The following is a 20,771-nucleotide window of genomic DNA, read 5'->3' on the forward strand; positions in this document are numbered from 1 at the left end:
TCGAAATCGTGTGCTTCCAATGTGGTGCCTGCAACCGGATGTCCGCAAGGGAGGTCCAACCCGCGTCCAATCGACGTCCAGTCGTGCCGAATAGCTTGTGCCGCAGGGTTTTCCAACAGGGGAGGAACTGATGAAGGCGCGAACCAAGAGGGGTGTCGCCGCGGCGGCCGTCGTCGCCTCGGTGGCGGCGGCCGTGATCGGTGGCGGCGGGAGCAGCGCTGCTCAGCCGTCCGGCCTGAGAGCGTTCGGGATCTCGGCGGACGGCACGCTGATGGTGACGTTCACGACGAACCTGCCGCAGGAGCTGAACTGGGTGCGGCAGATCCAGGGCTTCTCGGGTGACACCGCGGCGATCGGCCTCGACCAGCGCGTGCAGGACGGCCTGTTGTACCTGGTGGGCAACAAGGGAGGCATCTACACGGTGAAGCTCCCGAACCCGCCCTCGCAGCCGAACCCGATCATCACGAAGGTGTCGCAGCTGACCGTCGCGTTGCACGGCACGAACTTCGGCGTCGACTTCAACCCGGCGGCCGACCGGCTCCGGGTGACCAGCGACACCGGGCAGAACCTGCGCCACGACCTCAACGCGCACAGCACGGTCGCGGACACGATGCTGTCCACCCCGCCGACGCCGGGAGCCACCAAGGGTGTCACCGCGGCGGCCTACACGAACAACGACCTGGACCCCGGCACCGCGACCACGCTGTTCGACATCGGCACGATGACCGACCAGGTGCTGATCCAGTCGCCGGCGAACAACGGCACGCTGGCTCCGACCGGCAGCCTCACGGTGGACGCCGGCAGCAACGCGGGCTTCGACATCTTCAGCACTCTGTCCGGCGGGAAGGCGGTGTCCGTGGCGGGCTTCGCCACTCTCGTCGCACCGAACGGCACGTCGTCGTTGTACAGCATCAACCTGCTCAACGGGACCGCGACCAGCCTCGGGCAGTTCCCGCTGCCGATCACGGACCTGGCGATCTCGCTGACCGGAAGCTGAACACTCCCGGCCGGCAGCGAGCCCCGTCCCGGAACCCGCCCGTGTTCCGGGACGGGCGCGGGCTGCTGCCGTCCAGCCGACGTCCAGTCCCCTGGAATAGCTTGTGCCCCAAGGAATTTGGCACAGGGGAGTGGGCTGATGAGGGCACGGATCAAGAAGGCTGCCGCCGCGGCGGCCGTGGCGGTGTCGGTGGCGGCGGCCGTGGTCGCCGGCGGGAACAGCAGCGTCGCGCAGCCGTCGGGACTGAGAGCGTTCGGCATTTCGGCGGACGGCACGCTGATGGTCACGTTCACCACCGATCTGCCGCAGGAGCTGAACTGGGTGCGGCAGATCCAGGGCTTCTCGGGCGACACCACCGCGATCGGCCTCGACCAGCGCGTACAGGACGGTCTGCTGTACCTGGTGGGCAACAAGGGAGGCATCTACACGGTCAAGCTCCCGAACCTGCCTTCGCAGCCGAACCCGATCGTCACGAAGGTCTCGCAACTGTCGGTTCCGCTGTGGGGCACGAACTTCGGGGTCGACTTCAACCCGGCGGCCGACCGGCTCCGGGTGACCAGCGACATGGGCCAGAACCTGCGGCACAACCTCGGTGACCACACCACGACGGAGGACGCGATCCTGTCCACCCCGCCGGCACTCGGGCCGACCAGGGGCGTGACCGCCTCCGCCTACACGAACAACGACCTGAACCCGGAGACCGCGACCACGTTGTTCGACATCGGCACGGCGACCGACGAGGTGCTCATCCAGGCGCCGGCCAACAACGGGCTGCTGAGCGCGACCGGCAAGCTCACCGTCGACGCGGCCAGCAACGCGGGCTTCGACGTCTACAGCACGCTGAGCAACGGGAAAGCGGTTTCATCGGTCGGCTTCGCCGCCCTGATGGCATCGAACGGCACGTCGTCGTTGTACAGCGTCAACCTGCTCAACGGGACCGCGACCAGCCTCGGGCAGTTCCCGCTGGCGATCGCGGACCTGGCGATCTCGCTGACCGGGAGCTGACGCCGCGCAGGTGACCAAGTGGCCTTTCAGGATACTTGCTGACTGGGTATCCCGAGAGGCCACTTCGTCGCGGACGATCAGCGGTGTGACCATCAGCGAGCTGAACGACGAGAACACCGCGCTGGCGTACGACGCGATGCGCGCACTCCGCCCGCATCTCACGTCCGAGGACGCCTTCGTCTCGGCGGTGCGGATCCAGCGCAAGGAGGGCTACCGGCTCGTCGCCTCCTTCGATCCGGACGGCAGGGTCGCCGCGGTGGCGGGATTCCGCCACATGACGAACCTCTACGCCGGATCGCACCTCTACATCGACGACCTGAGCACCCTCCCGTCCGCGCGCAAGCAGGGCCACGCGAGCGCGTTGCTGAGCTGGGTCGACGAGGAGGCCCGCCGCCTCGGTTGCGCGGGAGTGCACCTGGACTCCGGAACGCCACGGCACGACGCCCACCGGCTCTACCTGAGTTCGGGTTACGTCATCCCGGCGCTGCACTTCAGCAAAACGTTCTGAGGCGGGCAGACTGGCGGGCGTGCGGGTAGCTGTCGTCTCAGGGGGCGATCCGGGCCACGTCGTCCCGGCGATGGCGTTGTGCCTGAGGTTCGCCGAGGCCGGGGACACTCCGGTCCTGCTCACCGGAGGCCGGTGGGTCGACGCCGCCGTGGGCGAGGGGATCACGGCGTCCCGGGTCACCGGCCTGTCGCTGGCCGACCTGCGGGACGCGCCGGACATCGGCCGTGCGCTGCACGACCAGGCCGCGGTCCTGGCGACGGCACTCACCCCGCAGCTGGCCGCTCTCGCACCGGATCTGGTGGTGTGCGACGTTCTGGCGCTGGGCGCGGGCATGGCCGCGGAGTTGCTCGGTGTGCCGTGGGCGCAGCTGTCGCCACATCCGCTCTACGAACCGTCTCGCTGGCTCCCGCCCATGGGCAGCGGCCTGGCTCCGGGAACCGGGGTGCGCGGCCGGCTGCGGGACGCGGTGCTCCGCGCGATGACCGCCAGGTCGATCCGCCAGGGCGAGCGGCAACGTGCCGTCGTGCGGCAGCGGGTCGGCCTTCCCCCGCGAGGGCCGGGGCCCGTGGTGCGGTTGATCGCGACGCTGCCCGCTCTGGAGGTGCCGCGCCCGGACTGGCCGGACAACGCCCACGTCGTCGGTCCGCTGCTGTGGGAGGCGAGCCGGTCGAGGATGACGCCACCACCGGGGACCGCCCCGCTGGTGATGATCGCCCCGTCGACGGCGTGGACGGGCGCCACCGGCATGGCCGAGATGACGCTGGAGGCGTTGCGGGACATGGGAGTGCGGGCCGTGGTGTCGACGTTCGCGCCGCCACCTGCCTGCCTGCCGGAGTGGGCGCGGTCGGGGCCGGGCAGGCAGGACGAGCTGCTGCGCGAGTCGTCGGTGCTGGTGTGCGGCGGCGGGCACGGGATGCTGGTCAAGGCGCTGCGGGCAGCGGTTCCCGTCGTGGTGGTGCCGGGCGGGGGCGACCAGTGGGAGATGGCCAACCGGGTGGCGCGGCAGGGAAGCGGCCTGATCGTCCGTCCGGCCACTGTGGACGGTTTGCGGGAGGCGGTCCGTCGTGTGCTGGACGATCCCGGATTCGCCGCTGCCGCGTCCGCCGCGGCCGATGCGGCCGACGTGCGCGATCCCGTCGAGGTGTGCCGTGCCGCCGTGGACGCTCTGCCGGAAGGGGCATCGACATGAGCAGGAAGCCCGGCATCGACGGTCTCCGCGAGGTGTGGGACCGCTACGCCCCGCGTTACGACCGCGACATCGGCTTCTTCGAACGCGTCCAGTTCGGCGGCGGCCGCGAATGGGTGTGCTCGCAGGCCTCGGGCGCCGTGCTGGAGGTGGCCATCGGCACGGGCCGCAACCTTGAGCACTATCCGGCGGGCGTGGAGGTCACCGGCCTCGACCTCAGCCCGGTGATGCTCGGTATCGCCCGTGATCGCGCCGCCTCGCTCGGCCGTGAGGTCTCACTGCACGAGGGCGACGCGCAGGCCTTGCCGTTCGCCGACGCCTCGTTCGACACCGTCGTCTGCACTCTCGGCCTGTGCGGTGTGCCCGACGAGTGCAAGGCGATCGCCGAGATGCACCGCGTGCTGCGCTCCGGCGGGAAGCTTCTGCTCCTCGACCACGTCGGCAGCCACCACCGGCTCATCCATTTCGGACAGTCGCTGCTGGAGAAGCTGAGCGTGCGGATGTGCGGCGACTACCAGACCCGCAGGCCGCTCCTGTTGCTGGAGCAGGCCGGTTTCGTGGTGCACCGGCAGGAACGGCTCAAGCTCGGCACGGTCGAGCGGGTGGCCGCGGTCAAGCCCTGATCCGGATCGCGACCAACGGCACCAGTGCGAGCGCGAGAACGCCGCCCGCGAGCGACAGGGCGGGGTAGCCGGCACTCGCGACGACGAAGCCGAAGCCATGCCACCGGTCGCACCGGCGACCGCGATCGCCATCTCGATGCGCCCCTGCACGGTGGCGCGGGACTCGAGCGGCACGGCGTCGGTGATGAGCGCGCCGCTGAGGATTTGGGCGGCTACCAGGACGGTGAGGATGCGGCGCTGGGCTGGGTGGCGGGTGATCAGGGTGCCCGCTGTGTCCGTTCCGGGCTCACGTTGCGGCGGGCGTGGTCGTCGGGGCACTGCTTGGCTGGCGTGCTGGGTGGTGAGGTCGGCTGTTCTGAGCTGAGATCGCTGCGAGAAGGTCCACCCGCGCCCCAGGACTCAGGTCGCCACAGGCAGCTCCGCGAGCCTCCACTCGAGCATGCCGTCGGTTCGTCCCCGCGCGGTGAGCAGCCGGACGGCCTCGTGGGAAAGCACGCGGTAGGCGCCTCGGCAGTACGCGACGATCTCCTGGTCGGCCGGGAGCTCGGCGAGCCGGTGGGTGAGTTCGGCCAGCGGGATGGACACGGCGCCGGGGATGTGGCCGGCGGCGTACTCCTCGGCCGGTCGCACGTCGATCACGGTGGCGCGGCCGGAGCGGACACGGGCGAGCAGCTCTTCGCGGGTGAAATCGTCCCCATTGCTTCAGTGTTGACCAAACACATACCTAGATGAACACGATAGTCATATGCTTCTCGCGTGGGGATCACCGAAAGCATCGACGCGTCGAAACGCGACTTCAGCCGTTACCTGACCGCGAGGGTGTTGTCGGTCGCCGGCGCCGTGGTCTCGGCCGTGGCGCTGCCGGTTCTCGTGTACCAGCTGACCGGGTCGGCAGGCTGGACGGCGGCGGTCACGGCGGCGGAAGCGTTGCCGTACCTGGTGTTCGGCCTGCTGGCCGGTGCGCTGGCGGATCGGCTGGACCGCCGGAAGATGATGGTGGCGCTGGACTTCGCGGTCGCCGGTGTGCTGCTGAGCGTGCCGCTCGCGTGGGCGGCGGGAGGGTTGAGCGCGCCGCACGTCGTGGTGGTGGCGTTCGCGACGCAGACGGCGTTCGTGTTCTTCGACGCGGCCAACTTCGGTGCTCTGCCGGCGTTGGTGGGCAAGGAAAAGCTGACCGCCGCCTACTCGACGCTCTTCGGGCGCACGACCGTCGTGGAGCTCGTGGTGCCCGGCATCACGGGTCTGCTGGTGGCGGTCGTCGCGCCGGCCGCGTTGCTGGCGGTGAACGCGCTGACTGCGGTGGGCTCGGCGTTGTTGTTGCGCGGGATTGCCAGCAGCATGGCGAACCCGCGGCCGGTGCGAGGTGCCGGCGAGATCGTCTCGGACGTGCGGGAGGGCCTGCGGTTCCTGTGGCGCGAGCCGATCGTTCGCACGCTGACCCTCGTCGGCGCCACGCACTCGGTCGGCAGCGGTGCCTGGATGGCGCTGCTGGTGCCGTTCGCCGACCGGGTGCTGGGTGTCGCGCCGCGTGGTGACGTGCGGCTGGCCGCGTTGTTCAGCTGCTGGGGCGTGGGTGCGATCATCGCGTCCCGGCTGTTGCCGCGGCTGGCCGAGCGCCTCGGCAACGCGCGGCTGGCGCTCACGGCGTTGCCGCTTTCGTTGCTCGGGGGGCTGTTCGTGCTCGCGAGCGGACATTGGCTGCTCATGTGCGTGGCGGCGGTGTACTGGGGCGCCGCCCAGGCCGTCGTGGTCATCAACGGGATCACCTACCGGCAGCAGGTGTGTCCGGAGGAGATGCAGTCGCGGGTGAACACGACGGCCAGGATGCTGGCGTGGGGCCTCGGCCAGCCGCTCGGCGCGGCGCTCGCGGGCACCGTGTCGGTGGCGGTGGGGGATCCTCGTGCCGGGCTTGCGGCCGGCGTGGCGGTGGTTGCGGCCGGGGTGGCGATGGCGTGGGTGACGCCGGTGTTGCGGCGCGCGGCTAGCGCTTCCACCAGCGGCCGCTGAGCAGCCGCATTCCGTTCAGCGCCACCAGAACCGTCGAGCCCTCGTGGCCGGCGACGCCGAGCGGGAGGGGCAGCGTGCCGACCAGGTCCCAGATCGACAGCACGACGATGAACGCGCCCGCGATGGCGAGGTTGGCGATCACCACCCGCCGTGCGCGACGGGCCAGCGCCACCACCGCGGGCACCACGGTGAGGTCGTCGCCGACCACCACCGCGTCGGCGGTGTCCACGGTGAGGTCGGAGCCCTTGCGGCCCAACGCGATGCCTGCGTGTGCGGTTGCGAGCGCGGGTGCGTCGTTCACGCCGTCGCCGACGAACAGCACCTTGCCGCTCATCTCTCGCACGGCGCGCACCTTGTCCTGCGGCAGCAACCCCGCGCGCACATCGGTGATGCCGACGTCCGCGGCAACCCGTTGTGCCACAGCGTGATTGTCGCCGGTCAGCAGGACAGGGCTGCGTCCCGTGAGGACGGCGAGCTCACCGACGGCGGCCTCGCTGGACGGGCGCACCCGGTCGGCCAGCTCGATCACGCCGGCCTGGCGGTCGTCGACGACGACCTCGACGGCGGTGTGGTCCGAAGAGTCGTACCGCCGCACCACGACCACCTGCCCGGACACCCGCGCGGTCACGCCGACACCGGGCGTGGCCTGGAAATCCGCGGCTGACGGAATCGACAGCCCTCGCTCACGTGCGGCGGCGACGATCGCGCGGCCGATCGGGTGTTCGCTGAACTGTTCGGCCGCGGCGGCCAGGGAGAGGACGTCGTCGCGGCCGGTGACGACGTGGGGTGTGCCTTCGGTGAGCGTGCCCGTCTTGTCGAGCGCGACCGCGTCCACGGTGCCGAGCTGTTCCATCGCGACCGCGGACTTCACGAGAACGCCGCGTTTGCCCGCGTTGGCGATGGCCGCCAGCAGCGGGGGCATCGTGGCGAGCACCAGTGCGCACGGCGAGGCCACGATCATGAACGTCATCGCGCGCAGCAACGTGGGTTCGAGCGCGGCTCCGAACAGCAGCGGCACCGTGAACAGCGCGAGCGTCACGGCGACCATCGCGACGGAGTAGCGCTGCTCGATCTTCTCGATGAACAGCTGCGTCTTCGCCTTCGTGGCCGAGGCCTGCTCGACCATCGCGACGATCCGGGCGATCACGGAGTCCTGTGGATCACGGGTGACCCGCACGCGCAGCGCACCGGTGCCGTTGAGCGATCCCGCGAACACGTCGTTGCCGGGGCGCTTCGGCACGGGCAGCGGTTCGCCGGTGATCGAGGCCTCGTCCGCTTCGCTGTGCCCGTCGGCCACCGTGCCGTCCGCGCCGATCCGTTCGCCCGGCCGCACCAGGATCTCGTCGCCGATCCGCAGCGTCTCGGCGTCGACTTCGCGTTCGCCTTCGTCGGTGAGCAGGCAGGCCCGTTGCGGCGCCAGGTCGAGCAGGCCGCGCACGGAGTCGGCGGTGCGCTGGGTCAGCACGGCTTCGAGCGCGCCGGACGTCGCGAAGATGACGATCAGCAGCCCGCCGTCGACGACCTGTCCGATGGACGCCGCCCCGATCGCCGCGACGATCATCAGCAGGTCCACGTCGAGCGTGCGTTCGCGCAGCGCGTTGATGCCGGAGAGTGCGGGTTCCCAGCCGCCGGCGACGTAACAGGCGAGCAGCAGCGCCCACCACGCCCACGGCGGCGCGCCTGCGAGTTTCGCTCCGAATCCCAGCAGGAAGAGGGCTGTCGCGGCGATCGCCCACCTGACCTCGGTGATCGAGAGCGGTGATCGCTTGGCGACGGCTGTCCGGTCCGGGCCGGCGAGCAGCAGGGTGGAAGTCACGCCGGGAACCATACAGGAACATCTGAAGAGGTCTTCATGTGTTCAGTGAGTAGGATGCTCACATGGGTCACGGGATCGACGGCAGGAGCACTCCTCCTGCGCAGCTGGACGCCGAGTCGGCGGCGACGGTCGCGGCGACCCTCCAGGCGCTCGCGACGCCGAGCCGCCTGCGGATTCTCACCCGCCTGCGGCACGGCGCCTGCTCGGTCGGTGAGCTCGCCGACGCCGTCGAGATGGAACAGTCAGCCGTGTCGCACCAGCTGCGGCTGCTGCGCGCGCTGGGGCTGGTCACCGGCACGCGGCAGGGGCGCAGCATCGTCTACAACCTCTACGACAACCACGTCGCGATGCTGCTCGACGAGGCCGTCTACCACATCGAGCACCTGGGGCTGGGCGTCACCGACGACGTCGTCTAGCGGCGCCCGGTGCCGATCAACGTGGTGGCGTCGAGCCGCGACATGCCCTCGTACGCCAGCGAGGCGAGGTAGCGCTCGCGCACGGCGTCGTGCTGTTCGGCGGGCACCTTGGCCAGCTCGCCGCGGAAGCCGGAGCCGATGATCACGAGCCACGCCACTTCCGGCGTCATCGTCAACGCGTGTTCGTTGACCGTGACCTCGACGTCGGCGAGGCCGCGTTCGGTCAGCCAGGCCGCGTAGGGATCCGGCTGGTTGATCTGGTCGATCAGGTGCGGCGGGCGCGGCGGAACCGGTGGGGTGTGCGTGACCTCGGCGATGGCGCGGCGCAGGTGCAGGCGGGCGGCGGCCATCGAGTCGCCCCGCCAGATCGTGAACACCACCCGGCCACCGGGACGCGTCCGGCTGATCAGGTGGTCGGTGCCGGCGGTCATGTCGGGGAAGAAGAAGATGCCGAGCGCCGACTGCACGACGTCGTAGCCGCTGGTGGCCCACGCGGTCACGTCCGCCTGGTGGGCGTGCAGCTGAGGCAGGTCGCCGCACCGGCGCCGCAGCTCGTCGACCATCGGGCCGGACATGTCCACGGCGTCGACGTGCCCGCTCGGTCCGACCGCACGCGCGGCCGGGATCGCCGAAGCGCCCGTGCCGCAACAGGCGTCGAGGACGCGGTCACCCGGCTGGAGATCCGCCACCGCGAGCGCGGCCGCCCCGATCGGCTCCCACAGGTGCTTGCCCAGGGCGGTGAAGTCCGCTGCCGCGGCGTCGAATGCGCCGCGGATCTCCGTCTGCCGGTCGTCAGCCATGCTTCCTTCCGATGTGGACGGTCCGGGCGGTGAGCAGCGCCAAATCGTCGCGGTGCCCCAGCCACGTGGACGAGGTGTGGTCGAGCAGAGCATCCCACGTGTCGCGATCGGTCTGCGTGAGGAATTCCCGCGCCCGGCCGACCCGTGCGGCCAGCTCGGCGAGTGCGACCTGTCGTGCGGAGGGGGTGAGCGGAGCGGGCAGGTCGAGCAGGATGCTGCGGCTGGTGACGTCTCCCAGTCCCGCCGACCGCAACAGCTCCGGCCAGCCGCGCCCGTCCCGCACGACGCCAGGCCTGCTCTCGAACCACGCCAGGAACCACTCGTTGTGCGCGGCGTCCAGGCGCGCTTCGAGGCCGGGCCTGCCCACGCCCACGTCCCACGGCAGGCACCGCGCCGGCAGGCCGCCCTCGCCGAGTGCCAGCACGCCGCCGGGGGCGAGCAGCCCGGCGAGTCCGTTCACCGCGTCCTGCCACGACAACGCGTGGTGCACGCAGGCGCCGGACCAGATCAGCGACACCGGCTCCGGCAACGGAACCGGGCCGTCGTCGAGGTCGTGCAGCAGGGTGATCACCCGGTCGCCGAGTCCCGCCCGCTCCGTCCGTTCGCGGACCATGGCGAGCATGGCTTCGTCGTTGTCCACCGCGTAGACGCGGTTCGCTCGCTCGGCGAGGCGCACCGTCGTGGTCCCGGAGCCCGGCCCGATGTCCGCCACCACGTCGCCGGCCGGCAACGCGTCCACCAGCGCCTGCTCGGCGGGCGCGAACACCGCTTCGGCCGCGGCGGGATCCGCTGTCGACGGGCCCGTCATCAGGCGTGCTCGTGCAGTTCGGTGGTGTCCCACTCCGGCAGCGGATCGTCGAACGTCCGCCAGAGGTCAGGACCTGCCGCCAGTTCCTCGTCGGTGAGCAGCGCGGGATCCAGGCGGCGGCCCGGTTCCGCGACGTCGAGATCCACGCCGATGAACACCAGTTCCTGCCTGGCCAGCGGTGTGGTGAGCAGCTGACCGGGCTCGAACGTCAGGTTCGGACCCGCCTGCGACCAGACGGCGAGCACGTCCGGCCGGCTGGCGATGTGGCAGAAACCCTTGCTGCGCAACACACCTTCCCAGTCGGCCAGCGCCGCCACGAGCCGGGCGGGGTGGAACGGGCGGGAGGCGCGGTAGGTGACCGAGCGGATGCCGTACTCCTCGGTCTCCGGCGTGTGGGTGCCCGCGAGCTCCTGGGCCCAGCCGGGCGCCTGCGCGGCGGTGATCGGGTCGTACCGGCCGGTGTCGAGGACCTCGGCCAGGTCGACGACGCCACGCTGCGTGCGCAGCATCCGCGCGGTGGGGTTGAGCCGCCGCAGCACGGCTTCGAGGGTGGCCAGTTCCTCCGCGCCGACGAGGTCGGTCTTGTTCACCACCAGCAGGTCGGCGAACTCCACCTGGTCCACGAGCAGGTCCGAGATCGTGCGCTCGTCCTCCTCCGCGGCGGCCAGGTCGCGCTCGTCGAGGCGTTCGCCCGCAGTCAGTTCGCGCAGGAATCCCGCCGCGTCGACGAGCGTCACCATCGTGTCGAGGCGCGCGTGGTCGGACAGGCTCGTGCCGTCCTCGAAGGTCCAGTCGAACGTCGCTGCCACGGGCATGGGCTCGGAGATGCCGGTGGACTCGATGAGGATCGTGTCGAACCGGCCGGACCTCGCGAGCTCGCCGACGCTGTCGAGGAGGTCCTCCCGCAGGGTGCAGCAGATGCAGCCGTTGGTGAGCTCGACCAGCCGCTCGGTGGTGCGGTCGAGCGTGCCCTGCCCCGCGACCAGGGCGGCGTCGATGTTGACCTCGCTCATGTCGTTGACGATGACCGCGACCCGCCTGCCCTCGCGGTTGGCCAGCACGTGGTTGAGCAGTGTCGTCTTGCCGGAGCCGAGAAAGCCCGACAGGACGGTCACGGGCGTGCGCATCAGATTTCCATCTCCTCGTGCCAGTCGGCGAACGGGTCGGCGAAGTCGAGCTCGCTCACGAGCGCCAGTTCCTCGTCGGTCACCAGCGCGGCCCGCAGCGCCGCGACGATCTCGCCGGGGTCGGACCTGGTGATCACGAACAGCTCCTGAGAGCGGTCGCCGTAGTAGGGGTCCCACTGGAGGTCCGCGGCGGCACGGCGTTCCGCGTCGGCCTCTGCCCAGTCGTCCATCGCCGCGAGCCAGGGCCCGAGATTGCCCACGCGCAGGCCTCCGCCCGCGGACTCGAGCCACAGCGCCTGGTCCGGCTGGCTCGCCACCCACACCCGGCCGCGGGTGCGCACGACGTCTTCGAGCAGCACGTCGAGGGCGTTGTGCAGGCGCATGGGGTGGAACGGGCGCCGCTCGGTGAAGTGGACGACGGACACGCCGTGCGCCGGCTCCAGCGGCGGTTGCCCGTAGAGCAGCGACCCGAAGCCGTCGTCGAAGCCGCCGCGTCGCGCGTTGTCCGGGACGGCGGCGAGCAACGCCGTCACGTCCAGATCGTCGAGCCGCTGCCGCGGGGCGAGCGGGGTCAGCCGGTCGAGCACGGCGTTCAGCACCGGGTCGTCGCCGGTGAGCACGAGCGCGTCGGCGAACTCGGCCTGGCCGACCACCACCTGGGCCACGGTGCGCTCGTCTCCCTCGGCGGCGCGCATGCCCCGGTCGGCCAGCGTGTCGCCGCCGGTCGCGTCGCTCAGCCAGGTCGCGCTGTCGACCACGGTGATCACGGCCTCCACGTCGACCTCGGTCTCGCTGAGGGCGAAGCAGACGGCTTCCGGCTCCAGCACGGGGTCGAGGTGCACGATCACGCGGCCGTCGAGGCCTTCGAGCAGGGGGATGAGGTCGAGACGCAGGGTGCAGGACACGCACCCGTGCGCGAGCTCGAGCACCGTCAGCCGGCCGTCGACCCACCGCCTGACCACGCCGTCGGCCAGGCCGCTGAGGTCGTGACGTACCAGCACCGACTCCGGTGACGCGCGCCAGAGCTCGTCCGCGACGTCGTGGTGGGTGAGTCCGGCTACCAATACGACCTGTGCTGCCATGGCCAGCACCCTACATGACAATGGTTATCGTTCCGCATAGAGGCTCACACCTCCTGGCACTGCTGGGGACACGGAGAGATTTCCGCAATCTTCGGAGTTGATCGCGAGAGGCGGCACTCGCACAGCAGGATCGGACGACTGCAGGGCTCGCGTCTTGACCCCTTGTGAGGTGCTGTGCGAACTTGCCTCACCAGGGCTGTGTCGAAGCGCTTCGATTTGACCGGAAGCAGGTGGGGATTGGTCACGATCGCCGATGTGGCCCGGCACGCGGGAGTCGCTCCCAGCACCGTCTTCTACGTGGTGACCGGCAAACGCCCCATCTCGGCCGAGACGAGGGTGAGGGTGCGCGACAGCATCGTCGAGCTGGGTTATCGGCCACCTGCGGGCCTGCGGTCGTTGCGGCTCGACCCGCCGGACGTCATGGCGCTCGTGCTGCCCCTGCGCGACGTGCACCTGCCTGTCGTCGCACGGCTCGTCACCTCGATCGCGGTCGCCGCGCGCGAGCACGAGCTGGACCTGCTGCTGGTGACGGCCGACCGGGATCTCGCGGGCCTGCGCAGGGCGGCGGGCAGCGACAGGGTCGGCGGCTTCCTGGTGCTGGACAGCGAGGACGCCGGTGAACGGCTGCGGCTGCTGGGTGAGGTCGGCCGGTCGGCGGTCCTCATCGGACAGTCGGGCGCCGGCAACGGCGTGACGTGCGTCGACCTGGACTTCGAGGCGGCGGGCGCTCGGTGCGTGGACCATCTCGCGGATCTCGGTCATCGCAGCATCGGCTTCCTCAATGCGCCGGCCGCCGGCCACAGCAGTGGTGTCGCGCGGCGGACGCTCGCGGGGTTCACCGCGGCGGCCATGCGCCGGGGCGTGGTCGGCACCGCGCTGGGCCGGGAGTCGCTGGTCCACCCGACCACCGCACTGCTGTGCGCGCACCCGGCGGTGACGGCGCTGGTGGTGCACGACGACTCCGCTGCCGAGCAGGTGCCAAGGGACATCGCGGTGGTGGCCATCCGCCCGGACGAGGCTGCCGGGCAGACGTCGCCCTTCACGTCGGTGCAACTGTCCGAGAGCGACCTCGGCAGGCGGGCGGTCGACCTCCTCGTGGCGCTGGCCGGCGGTGCCGTGCCGCCTTCGCTCACGCTGGTACCGCCGCACCTCGTGCAACGGGAGAGCTGCTCGCTTCCCGGACGGCGGACCGCAGTGGTGAGCACCGCTCGTTTCGGGGGAGGACGACATGACCGATGACGACACCGTGCTGTGGTTCCGCGCGCCAGCCTCGGTGTGGGAGGAGGCGCTGCCGCTCGGCACCGGGCGGCTCGGCGCGATGGCGTTCGGCGGCGTGGGCGGCGAACTGCTGCAGCTCAACGACGACAGGTTGTGGTCGGGTCAGCCGATGCCACCGGCGCAGGGCGATCCGGCTGTCGTGGACCGGGCGCGCCACCTCGCTCTGACCGGCGACGCGGCGGGCGCGGAGGCCCTGCTGAAAACCGTGCAGGGCCCCGACACCGCCCGCTACCTCCCGCTCGCCGACCTGCGACTGGACCTGCGGGCGGACGTGGTGGCGGAGAGCTACCGGCGCCGGCTCGACCTGCGGACCGGGGTGTACGCGGTCACCTACCGTGCCGGCGGTGTCAGCGTGCTGCGGGAAGCCGTGTGCCACCCCGGACTGCACGTGCTGGCCTGGCGGCTGCAGGCCGAGCACGGCGCCGCGGCGGACGTCGCCGTGCGGCTGGAGAACGCCTTGGGCGGCACCGAGTTCACCGCCGGTGACGTCACGGGCCTGTCCGGCACCGCCGGGATGGCCTACGCGGTGGCGACCGCGATCGAACGGGAAGGCCCGGACGCGCTGACGGTCTACGTGGCGACCGAGGCGGGTTACCGCGGCCCGGACACCGAACCCGAGCGCGATCCCGCCGCGTGCGCCCTGCTCGCCACCGCGCGCGTCGAACGGGCGCGGGCACTGGGCTGGTGGCGGGTGCGGGAGGAGGCCGTCACCGCACACCGCGACCTGTTCGACCGCGTCCGCTTCACCCTCGGCCCGGTGCCGGACCGCCCGACCGACGAACGGATCGCGGCACCGGACGCCTCGCTCGCCGCGCTGCTGTTCCACTTCGGACGGTATCTGCTGATCACCAGCTCACGGCCGGGAACGCTACCGGCGAACCTGCAGGGCGTGTGGAACCCGCACGTGGACCCGCCGTGGCGGGGCAACTACACCCTCAACATCAACCTGCAGATGAACTACTGGCCCGCCGAGGTCACCGGCCTGCCCGAGTGCCACGAGCCGCTGCTGGAGTTCGTCGAACGGCTCGCCGCCCGAGGCACGCACGTCGCGCGGAACCTCTACGCGGCGCCCGGCTGGGTGGCCCACCACAACAGCGACCCGTGGTGCCTCGCCACCCCGGTCGGTGCGGGAACGGGCGATCCGGCGTGGGCGAACTGGCCGATGGCGGGGGCCTGGCTCAGCCTGCACCTGTGGGAGCACTTCGAGTTCGGCGGCGACGTCCGTTGGTTGCGCGAGCGCGCGTGGCCGGTGCTGCGCGGCGCCGCCGAGTTCTGCGCCGCCTGGCTCGTCGAGCACGAAGGAGCGTTGACCACGGCGCCGTCGACGTCGCCCGAGAACCACTACGTCGGGGGCGACGGCCGTCCGGTCGCGGTCGGCGTCGGGTCCACAATGGACCTGACGCTCACCTGGGAGCTCTTCCGCTGCGTCGTGGCCGCCGCGGACGAGCTCGATCTGGAGCACGACGACGTGGTGTCGCGGGCGCGGGAACTGTTGTCCCGGCTGCCTTCTCCGCCGATCGGCAGCCGCGGCGGGCTGCTGGAGTGGGCGCAGGACGTGCCCGACGCCGAGCCGGGCCACCGGCACGTCTCCCACCTCGTCGGCCTGCACCCCGGCCGCCGGATCGACCCGGAACGCACACCGGAGCTGGCCGCCGCGGCCAGGCAGGCGCTGCTGGACCGGGGCGACGCGGGCACGGGCTGGTCGCTCGCCTGGAAGACGGCGCTGTGGGCCCGGCTGGGCGACGGCGACCGGGCCGGGGAACTGCTCGCCATGTTCCTCACCGACGTCACGGCGGACGGCGCGCACAGTGGCGGCGTGTACCGGAACCTCTTCTGCTCACACCCGCCGTTCCAGATCGACGGCAACTTCGGCATCACGGCGGCGATGGCGGAAATGCTGCTGCAGAGCCACACCGGCGAACTGCGGCTGTTGCCCGCGCTGCCGCCGGAGTGGCGGCGCGGGTCGGTGCGCGGCCTGCGTGCCCGCAGTGGTCTCATCGCCGACCTGACCTGGGACGACGGCGAGCTGACCGCGGTGGCGTTGTACGGCGCCCGATCACCGCGCACCGTCGTCGTCCGCTACGGGAGCCTTCGCGTGGCCGTCGAGACGAGGCCGGGTGCCCGCTACGTGTTCGACGGCGGGCTGGCGTCCACCTGATCGGCCACGGCGCTCAGCCGAGCTTGCACGCGTGCCCGTTGAGGCTGAAGGCGTTCGGGGCGGTGTTGGTGCCACCGCTGATGCCGTTGAACCCCATCAGCAGCGACTCGCCCTTGCCGATCGCCTGGTTGTACGGCATCGCGGTCGCGGAGATGTCCTGACCGGACTGCTTGAGCGTCGCGTTCCACATCTCCGACACCTTCTGGCCGTTGGCGAACTTCCACTGCAACGTCCAGCCGGTGATCTCGGTGTTGCCGGTGTTGCGGATGGTCACGTCGGTGCGGAACCCGCCGGGCCAGCTGTGCGTGACGCGGTACTCGACCGAGCAGCCGGTGACCGGCTGCGGTGCCGGTGGGGCGGTGGTGGTGGGCTTGGCCGGTGGCGGGGTGGCGCTGGTCGGCTGCACGCAGGGCGGGCCCCACCGGCCGAGCCGCTTGGCCGAGGCGGTCTGCTCCGCCTCCTGCATCGCGCGGTCGCCGGACGCCTCGCTGCGCACCATGCCGAGCTCGACGGCGAGCAGCGCGTAGTCGGTGCCGTCCGCCAGCCGCAGCGATCCCGCCGGGGTGGGATCGACGAGTTTGTCCAGCAGCATGGCCTTGGCGAACGTGGTGGAGGCTTCGGTCCAGCACCCGTCCGGCGCGGCGAGCCCCTTCACCGTGACCTCCGCGCCGTCGGAGAGCTGCACCGTTCGCACGTCGATGACGCGTTGGACGGTGACCGACACCGCCGCCTTGGCGGGAGGCTCGATGACCGCCGGAGTGTCCTGGGTCGTCGTCGGAAGCGCCGGTGCTGGACGGTCGTCGCCCGCGCACGAGCCGGCGGCGCTGCCCAGCAGGATGACCGCGGCCACCAACCGGCTGGCGGGTCTTGATCTTGCGGTACCCGGCAGTCGTCTCATCGTCTTTTCCCCACGGCACGGTGATGTCGGCGATCGAACCAAGGTGTTCGCCCGAACGGCTGATCTTGGTTCGGCAGGTTACGACGCTTCCGATGAATGCGGAAGGACTTTCCGCCAATCGTCACCCTTGGCGTTCGACGCCATTCGAATCGAATTTCATCGAACGAGGAGGGGAAATCGTTGTCAGAGGGTGGACGTGCTGCCGCGATCGGTGAGTCGCGGTTGGAGCAGGCGCACCTCCGGCGGGTGTTCCTCGGTCAGGCGGGCCATCACCATCTCGACCGCGATCGCGCCGAGCTCCTCCGCGGGGACGGCGATCGAGGTGAGCGGAACGGGCAGGCTCTCCGCCACGTCGTCGGGGCACAGCGTGATCACCGACAGGTCACCGGGCACGTCCAGCGACCGGCGCCGCAGTTCGAGCAGCAGCGTGCCGAGGATCGCCTCGTTGTGCACGACCAGCCCGGTGGTGCCGTGTTCGGGAGCCAGCACCTCGTCCAGGCACGCCGCGACCGACTCGTAGCCGGGAGCGCACGGGTGCACCGAGGCGCGCACGTTCCGTCTGGCGGTCTCGCTGCGGAACCCCTCCAGCAACCTCGTGGCGTAGCTGGTGCCGCGTTCGTACACGGCGGGCGGCGAGCCGATCAACGCGATCGAACGGTGCCCGCGATCGGCCAGGTGACCCGCCATCTGTCTGCCGGCGGTGGCGAAGTCGAGATCGACGCAGCTGAGTCCCTCGTGGTCGTCCGGCATGCCGAGCAGGACCACCGGCGCGTCGACCGTGCGCAGTTCCGGGATGCGCAGATCGTCGCTCTCCACGTCCATCAGCACGATCGCGTCCGCCATGGACCTGGCGGTGACCCTGTGGGCCTCGCCGGGACCGGCCTCCTTGGTCAGCAGCAGCACGTCGTAGTCGTAGTCGCGCGCGGAACTGACGATCGACGCCACGAACTGCATGATGACCGGCATGTTCACACCCGAGCGCAGCGGCACGACCAGGCCCAGCACCTGCGACCGGTTCGACGCGAGCGCCCGCGCACCGGCGTTCGGGTGGTAGCCGAGCGCGACGATGCTCTGCTCGACGCGGCGTTTGGTCTCCTCCGAGATGCTCCGTTTTCCGCTGAGCACGTACGACACCGTGCTCATCGACACACCGGCGTGACGGGCGACCTCTTTGATTGTGATCATGCCCGCCCTTCGGATCGCGTCGGCTGGTGGCGATCATCGTAGTGCGAGGAGGGCGTTTTGGAGTATGACCGGAATTTTCAGCGCATGGTGACGGCACGCCATTGCCGTGCGTCGTGGTGAGCGTCCTGATCGGGCCCGGTTTCCCGGTACCAGTCCACGATGCGCCGCCGCCCGGCGTCGGTGATGTGGTACCCGAGCTGCTCACCCACCGGAGGCCAGATGAGGTGGGACTCCAGTGCCTGCCGGATCGCGTCCCGGTGACAGAGGCTGTCGAGCAGCCACGGCCACACCATGCCCTGGGCGATCATCCAGAGCACGCGCAGAAGTGCCGTTTCCGACTGTGCCGGGATCTCGTTCAGCGAATGTCGTGCGGCGCATTCTTCTCTCATTGCCAACATCGCCCCCTTGTGCTCATCCGGTAGTACGGGTGCTGCCGCACTCTGGTTCATGTCAGCCGACATTCAATTCTGCGGCGGGTCGTCTGGAATCGATCAGGGTTGTAGCCGCACCGACTTCCAGCCGCCGTCGGTGAGGTCGTACCGCAGCCGCCGGTGCAGCGCGTCCGGGCTGCTCTGCCAGAACTCGACCTCGGTGATCACCAGGTGCTGCGCGACCCAGGTGCGCGGCCGGGGCAGCGGCAGCCGCTGCCGGGTGCGGGCACGAAACAGCAACGACTTCTGGTCGGCCAGCGGCTCGCTCTGCGCGGTCACCACCGCCATCGCCCGCACCGGGGCGGGCCCTTGCCGCCACAGCACGTCCGAGAGCCCGCTGTCGGCGGGCTCGACGTGACCGCCGAAGGTGATCTGCTGGTTGGTCTCGCGCCAGTAGGTCACGCCGGACCACTGCCGCGTCTGGTCGATCTCCTGCCCCTTGCGGCTGTTCGTGTGGCTGGTGACGACCAGGCCGCGGTGGGTGATGCGGTGCACGTGCACCATGCGGCTGGACGGACGGCCGTTCGCCGCGACGGTGCTCAGCGCGATCGCATTGGGCTCGTCGACGTCACGCGCGATCGCGAGCGCGAACCAGTCCCGCAGCAACGGGATCGGGTCGCCAGGAGGAACGGTGAACTCCGGCCCGATGCAGGTGTGCCGGACGTTCACGGTCATGCTGTGCCCCTCTCGTCGTACGCGCGTCCATGTTCGAAAGGCCGGCACCGCCGGCACAATCCGCAGACTCGTGAGGTACGTCCGAAAGTCGCTGGAAGATCAGGTCGGGATGCCGCCGCGGTGGGGCGCGGTACGTCTCGGTGCGGAGTGTTTTCCGGGTTCCACGCAGTGTTCGGAAGGTGTGGAAGCTCTGGTGGCAGAGAGGAAAAAGCCCCGGCTGATGCCGGGGCAGGAACCGCGGGCTCAGTGCGGTCAGGGGGTGCCAGGCTGGTCCTCGCGGACTTCCTGCACCCTCTGCCCGTCTGCCGGCTAGTTGCTGATGCACCGCCACTGCATGAACCAGGCCCAGCTGCCGTCGCCTCGGGGGAAGCCGCCGATCTGCACAGGCTGGGTCTCGCGGGCCCGGAATCCGTAGATTTCCACGCACCGCCTGTCGGCCCGGGGCTTCGATTCCGCCACCGCTGCATTCCACGCGGGCCTCTGCGGGGACCGCGAGCTCAGCTCGACGTCGTACTGAACGGTGGCGGCGCTCGCGGGCACCGTGCCGAGCGCGGCTCCGGCGCTCACCGCCAGCACGAGCGCGACTGCGGTCTTCCGCAAGGTCGTGCCGAAGTTCCTGTGCACAGCCATCTCCAATGAGTAGGTCGTGAATGTGTCGTCAACCATCGCCGAGTGGTGGAGTTTTCAACAACTCTCGCGCCACGCATTCCGAGCTTTGAGGAACTGTTCTGAAATCTTCGGAACCGGAAGGGTCGGTTGCTGTAGCAGTGTCATGGGTGGAACCAGGTCACACGCCGATGAGCTCGCGGGTGCCTGGCATCGGCAGCGCGAGCGTCGAGTCCAAAATGGATCTGAGGGCCGCACGGGCCTCGGCCGCAGCACTGAGCCCGTCGAGCAGGTCGCAGGCCTTGCCGTGCAACCGGCGCAGGTCTCGTGCGTAGGCCGCGACGGTTCGCGGTGAGCGCAGGAGGTCGCGCAGCACGGCGTGGCAGCCGGGGGCGCCGGACGGTGCGGACCGCAGCAGCCGGGCGAGTTCCTGCCGCAGACCGGTGTTGCCCTGCTGGAAGGCGTGTGCCAGCAGCAGCGGCGGTACGACGAGCCGCGGGTGGTCGTCCATGTCCACAGTGGACCGGGCGTGGTCGGCGTGCAGTTGCCGCATCGCGCCGTAGAGCGCGCCGAACCTGCGCCACTCGTCGATCGCATCGCCGTCGGTGAGGTGGGTCGCCATCGCCGCGTCCCTGGCGTAGGCCGCCCCGGCGATCCCCAGATTGTTCGCCAGCACGGCCTTGCGGCTGATGTCGCTGCCGGTGCGGCCGTGCTCGGCCAGCCTGGCCTCGATCGTCGAGGTGGTCGAGCGGGCGATCTCGTCGAACCACCCGAGCTTGCAGTTGTCCGGCGCGCGAACCGACTTCAGGTGCCGCATCGCGAGCACCGCGCCGCACTGCGCTCCGGCGGCGTCCGACTCGGCCGAGATCCACCACAGTGCGGAGGCGACGCACAACGGCAACGCCTTCTTCGGGTTCTCACCTCTCGCCGTCACGACGACCGCGGCGAACACCCGTTCGGAGATCGTGTTCCGAAAGCGCGCCGCCCGGGTCGTGACCTTGGCCGCGAGGTGGGGCAGATCGGTGGTGATCGAACGGAGAGCGGTGGTCAACGCGTCACGCAGCGCGTGCGTCTGCTCGTCGACCAGCCGCGTTGCTGGGGTGATCACGCGGCCAGCCTGGCACGTCACGAGCTGGTGCCCCCGCGGTCGTCAAGGTTTCCCGAA

General features: G+C 70.6%; 21 protein-coding genes. 9 read left to right on the forward strand and 12 right to left on the reverse strand.

All coding sequences use genetic code 11. The annotated features are described in order from the left end of the window. Positions 1-130 precede the first annotated feature (130 nt). The 5 genes from C8D87_RS16115 (at position 131) to C8D87_RS16135 (ending at position 4,319) form a co-directional block, all read left to right on the forward strand. Positions 131-997, forward strand: a complete 867-nt coding sequence (locus C8D87_RS16115) for a DUF4394 domain-containing protein (RefSeq protein ID WP_112227262.1) — start codon at positions 131-133, stop codon at positions 995-997. A gap of 138 nt (positions 998-1,135) precedes the next feature. Next, positions 1,136-2,002: a DUF4394 domain-containing protein gene (locus tag C8D87_RS16120; RefSeq protein ID WP_112227263.1), complete on the forward strand. Its 867-nt coding sequence runs from the start codon at positions 1,136-1,138 to the stop codon at positions 2,000-2,002. Positions 2,003-2,087: 85 nt separating this feature from the next. Continuing rightward, a complete protein-coding gene (locus tag C8D87_RS16125; protein ID WP_233442125.1) occupies positions 2,088-2,510 on the forward strand; it encodes a GNAT family N-acetyltransferase in 423 nt (140 codons plus the stop codon). Between the two features lie 19 nt (positions 2,511-2,529). Continuing rightward, positions 2,530-3,699 carry a glycosyltransferase gene (locus C8D87_RS16130; RefSeq protein ID WP_112227264.1) on the forward strand — a complete coding sequence of 390 codons (1,170 nt, stop codon included), beginning with the start codon at positions 2,530-2,532 and terminating at the stop codon, positions 3,697-3,699. After that, positions 3,696-4,319 (forward strand): class I SAM-dependent methyltransferase, encoded by a 624-nt coding sequence (locus C8D87_RS16135; protein WP_112227265.1) that lies wholly within the window; start codon positions 3,696-3,698, stop codon positions 4,317-4,319. The genes C8D87_RS16130 and C8D87_RS16135 overlap by 4 nt, the downstream gene beginning before the upstream one ends. A gap of 399 nt (positions 4,320-4,718) precedes the next feature. On the opposite strand, the gene C8D87_RS16140 is transcribed toward C8D87_RS16135, so the two are convergent. Continuing rightward, complete coding sequence (locus C8D87_RS16140; protein WP_112227266.1) at positions 4,719-4,991, reverse strand: rhodanese-like domain-containing protein; 273 nt, start codon at positions 4,989-4,991, stop codon at positions 4,719-4,721. A gap of 84 nt (positions 4,992-5,075) precedes the next feature. Here C8D87_RS16140 and C8D87_RS16145 point away from each other — a divergent pair, with 84 nt between their 5' ends. After that, on the forward strand, positions 5,076-6,326 hold the full coding sequence (locus C8D87_RS16145; RefSeq protein WP_112227267.1) for an MFS transporter: 1,251 nt from the start codon (positions 5,076-5,078) through the stop codon (positions 6,324-6,326). Here the strand turns inward: C8D87_RS16145 and C8D87_RS16150 are convergent. Next, a complete protein-coding gene (locus tag C8D87_RS16150) occupies positions 6,301-8,154 on the reverse strand; it encodes a heavy metal translocating P-type ATPase (protein WP_112227268.1) in 1,854 nt (617 codons plus the stop codon). The two genes, C8D87_RS16145 and C8D87_RS16150, sit on opposite strands and share 26 nt — an antisense overlap. Positions 8,155-8,204: 50 nt before the next feature. On the opposite strand from C8D87_RS16150, the gene C8D87_RS16155 reads away from it, so the two are divergent. Continuing rightward, entirely contained in the window at positions 8,205-8,558 is a 354-nt protein-coding gene (locus C8D87_RS16155) for an ArsR/SmtB family transcription factor (protein WP_109638125.1), read from the forward strand. Here the strand turns inward: C8D87_RS16155 and C8D87_RS16160 are convergent. The 4 genes from C8D87_RS16160 to mrf are packed head-to-tail and all read right to left on the reverse strand — an operon-like array spanning position 8,555 to position 12,375. Then, positions 8,555-9,358: a class I SAM-dependent methyltransferase gene (locus C8D87_RS16160; protein ID WP_112227269.1), complete on the reverse strand. Its 804-nt coding sequence runs from the start codon at positions 9,356-9,358 to the stop codon at positions 8,555-8,557. The two genes, C8D87_RS16155 and C8D87_RS16160, sit on opposite strands and share 4 nt — an antisense overlap. Next, positions 9,351-10,166 (reverse strand): class I SAM-dependent methyltransferase, encoded by an 816-nt coding sequence (locus tag C8D87_RS16165; protein ID WP_112227270.1) that lies wholly within the window; start codon positions 10,164-10,166, stop codon positions 9,351-9,353. Before C8D87_RS16165 ends, C8D87_RS16160 begins: the two co-directional genes overlap by 8 nt. After that, positions 10,166-11,293 (reverse strand): GTP-binding protein, encoded by a 1,128-nt coding sequence (locus C8D87_RS16170; protein WP_112227271.1) that lies wholly within the window; start codon positions 11,291-11,293, stop codon positions 10,166-10,168. Before C8D87_RS16170 ends, C8D87_RS16165 begins: the two co-directional genes overlap by 1 nt. Further along, complete coding sequence (mrf, locus tag C8D87_RS16175) at positions 11,293-12,375, reverse strand: ribosome hibernation factor-recruiting GTPase MRF (RefSeq protein WP_112227686.1); 1,083 nt, start codon at positions 12,373-12,375, stop codon at positions 11,293-11,295. Before mrf ends, C8D87_RS16170 begins: the two co-directional genes overlap by 1 nt. A gap of 237 nt (positions 12,376-12,612) precedes the next feature. Here mrf and C8D87_RS16180 point away from each other — a divergent pair, with 237 nt between their 5' ends. Together C8D87_RS16180 and C8D87_RS16185 are read left to right on the forward strand one after the other, a co-directional pair. Next, the gene (locus tag C8D87_RS16180) at positions 12,613-13,614 is read left to right on the forward strand and encodes a LacI family DNA-binding transcriptional regulator (protein ID WP_112227272.1); all 1,002 of its coding nucleotides are present in this window, start codon (positions 12,613-12,615) and stop codon (positions 13,612-13,614) included. Further along, the gene (locus C8D87_RS16185) at positions 13,604-15,811 is read left to right on the forward strand and encodes a glycoside hydrolase family 95 protein (RefSeq protein ID WP_112227273.1); all 2,208 of its coding nucleotides are present in this window, start codon (positions 13,604-13,606) and stop codon (positions 15,809-15,811) included. Before C8D87_RS16180 ends, C8D87_RS16185 begins: the two co-directional genes overlap by 11 nt. Before the next feature lie 13 nt (positions 15,812-15,824). Here the strand turns inward: C8D87_RS16185 and C8D87_RS16190 are convergent, their stop codons facing one another. The 6 genes from C8D87_RS16190 to C8D87_RS16215 all read right to left on the reverse strand — a co-directional run bounded on the left by C8D87_RS16190 (position 15,825) and on the right by C8D87_RS16215 (position 20,714). Further along, the gene (locus tag C8D87_RS16190) at positions 15,825-16,709 is read right to left on the reverse strand and encodes a cellulose-binding domain-containing protein (protein ID WP_112227274.1); all 885 of its coding nucleotides are present in this window, start codon (positions 16,707-16,709) and stop codon (positions 15,825-15,827) included. 183 nt (positions 16,710-16,892) lie between these two features. After that, positions 16,893-17,909 (reverse strand): LacI family DNA-binding transcriptional regulator, encoded by a 1,017-nt coding sequence (locus C8D87_RS16195; RefSeq protein WP_267899871.1) that lies wholly within the window; start codon positions 17,907-17,909, stop codon positions 16,893-16,895. Positions 17,910-17,971: 62 nt separating this feature from the next. Beyond that, positions 17,972-18,283 carry a hypothetical protein gene (locus C8D87_RS16200; protein WP_146771724.1) on the reverse strand — a complete coding sequence of 104 codons (312 nt, stop codon included), beginning with the start codon at positions 18,281-18,283 and terminating at the stop codon, positions 17,972-17,974. Between the two features lie 102 nt (positions 18,284-18,385). Next, positions 18,386-19,000, reverse strand: coding sequence for a pyridoxal 5'-phosphate synthase (locus C8D87_RS16205; protein WP_112227277.1), 615 nt, complete (start codon positions 18,998-19,000; stop codon positions 18,386-18,388). Between the two features lie 309 nt (positions 19,001-19,309). Continuing rightward, the gene (locus tag C8D87_RS16210) at positions 19,310-19,630 is read right to left on the reverse strand and encodes a hypothetical protein (RefSeq protein WP_146231618.1); all 321 of its coding nucleotides are present in this window, start codon (positions 19,628-19,630) and stop codon (positions 19,310-19,312) included. Positions 19,631-19,787: 157 nt separating this feature from the next. Beyond that, positions 19,788-20,714 (reverse strand): hypothetical protein, encoded by a 927-nt coding sequence (locus tag C8D87_RS16215; protein ID WP_146771725.1) that lies wholly within the window; start codon positions 20,712-20,714, stop codon positions 19,788-19,790. Positions 20,715-20,771 lie beyond the last annotated feature (57 nt).

This window comes from Lentzea atacamensis, assembly GCF_003269295.1.
In the GTDB taxonomy this organism is placed as follows: domain Bacteria; phylum Actinomycetota; class Actinomycetes; order Mycobacteriales; family Pseudonocardiaceae; genus Lentzea; species Lentzea atacamensis.

Coding starts and splice junctions, on each gene's coding strand:
- C8D87_RS16115 (WP_112227262.1), top strand. CDS start 131: ATGAAGGCGCGAACCAAGAGGGGTGTCGCCGCGGCGGCCGTCGTCGCC.
- C8D87_RS16120 (WP_112227263.1), top strand. CDS start 1,136: ATGAGGGCACGGATCAAGAAGGCTGCCGCCGCGGCGGCCGTGGCGGTG.
- C8D87_RS16135 (WP_112227265.1), top strand. CDS start 3,696: ATGAGCAGGAAGCCCGGCATCGACGGTCTCCGCGAGGTGTGGGACCGC.
- C8D87_RS16150 (WP_112227268.1), bottom strand. CDS start 8,154: ATGGTTCCCGGCGTGACTTCCACCCTGCTGCTCGCCGGCCCGGACCGG.
- C8D87_RS16155 (WP_109638125.1), top strand. CDS start 8,205: ATGGGTCACGGGATCGACGGCAGGAGCACTCCTCCTGCGCAGCTGGAC.
- C8D87_RS16160 (WP_112227269.1), bottom strand. CDS start 9,358: ATGGCTGACGACCGGCAGACGGAGATCCGCGGCGCATTCGACGCCGCG.
- C8D87_RS16165 (WP_112227270.1), bottom strand. CDS start 10,166: ATGACGGGCCCGTCGACAGCGGATCCCGCCGCGGCCGAAGCGGTGTTC.
- C8D87_RS16170 (WP_112227271.1), bottom strand. CDS start 11,293: ATGCGCACGCCCGTGACCGTCCTGTCGGGCTTTCTCGGCTCCGGCAAG.
- mrf (WP_112227686.1), bottom strand. CDS start 12,375: ATGGCAGCACAGGTCGTATTGGTAGCCGGACTCACCCACCACGACGTC.
- C8D87_RS16185 (WP_112227273.1), top strand. CDS start 13,604: ATGACCGATGACGACACCGTGCTGTGGTTCCGCGCGCCAGCCTCGGTG.
- C8D87_RS16190 (WP_112227274.1), bottom strand. CDS start 16,709: ATGAGACGACTGCCGGGTACCGCAAGATCAAGACCCGCCAGCCGGTTG.
- C8D87_RS16200 (WP_146771724.1), bottom strand. CDS start 18,283: ATGAGAGAAGAATGCGCCGCACGACATTCGCTGAACGAGATCCCGGCA.
- C8D87_RS16205 (WP_112227277.1), bottom strand. CDS start 19,000: ATGACCGTGAACGTCCGGCACACCTGCATCGGGCCGGAGTTCACCGTT.
- C8D87_RS16210 (WP_146231618.1), bottom strand. CDS start 19,630: ATGGCTGTGCACAGGAACTTCGGCACGACCTTGCGGAAGACCGCAGTC.